The organism is Leisingera sp. F5 (assembly GCF_001593695.1).
Map to the genome: position 1 here is coordinate 1 of NZ_LUKH01001398.1, position 1,055 is coordinate 1,055.

Consider the following 1,055-nt stretch of genomic DNA (forward strand, 5'->3'; position numbering starts at 1 on the left):
CCCAGATGCCGATGATTTTCATCGTCGGCGGCCTGGCCGGGCAGTCGCTGGCCTCGAACCCCTGTTTTGCCACCTTGCCGATCTCGCTGATCGTGGCCGGGTCGATGATGGCGGCCACTCCGGTCTCAGCCGTCATGCAGCGCTGGGGCCGCCGGGCCGGCTTTTTCGCAGGGGCGGCCTTTGGCGCCTTGGGCGGGCTGGTCGGGGCTTATGGGTTGTACCTTGGCTCCTTTCCGATCTTTCTGATCGGCAGCCTGCTGACCGGCGTCTATATGAGCGCGCATGGATTCTACCGCTTTGCAGCAGCCGACACGGCGTCCGAAGCGTTCCGCCCCAAGGCGATCTCCTATGTTATGGCAGGCGGGCTTGCGGCCGCCATCATCGGCCCGCAAATTGTGAAGGCCACCAGCCAAGCCTTTGTTATTCCGTTCTTCGGCACCTATCTGGCAGTGATTACCGTGAACGTGGTGGGGGCCGCGCTGTTCCTGTTTCTGGACATCCCCAAACCGCCAGCCCTCAGTGCTGACAGCCCCAAAGGCCGCAGCCGGATGGAGTTGCTGAAGACCCCGGTCATTGCCGTCGCAGTGATTTGTGCAATGGTTTCTTACGCGTTGATGAACCTGGTGATGACTTCCACGCCGCTCGCCGTGGTCGGCTGCGGTTTCACCGAAGGCTACGCTGCCGATGTTGTTACCTCCCACGTTCTGGCGATGTATGTGCCGTCCTTCTTCACCGGTCATCTGATCGCCCGCTTCGGTGTGGAAAAGATCGTGGCGGCGGGTCTGGTTATCCTTGCCGCTGCGGGCGCAGTCGCCTTGCAGGGTGTGGAGATTGAGAACTTTTTCATCGCGCTGGTGCTCTTGGGCGTGGGCTGGAACTTTGGCTTTATCGGTGCCACCACAATGCTGGCCGGTGCCCACGAAAGCCATGAGCGCGGCCGGATGCAGGGGCTGAACGACTTTCTGGTCTTTGGCGGGGTCACCATGGCGTCGCTGGCTTCGGGCGGGCTGATGAACTGCTCGGGCGGCAACCCGGCCGACGGCTGGAGCGCCGTG

The 1,055-nt window shown here is 62.6% G+C and carries 1 protein-coding gene; it reads left to right on the top strand.

Translation table 11 applies throughout. The annotated features are described in order from the left end of the window. Window positions 1-1,055, top strand: a 1,055-nt coding sequence (locus tag A2I95_RS41745; protein WP_291738132.1) for an MFS transporter, incomplete at both ends; no start/stop codon positions are given.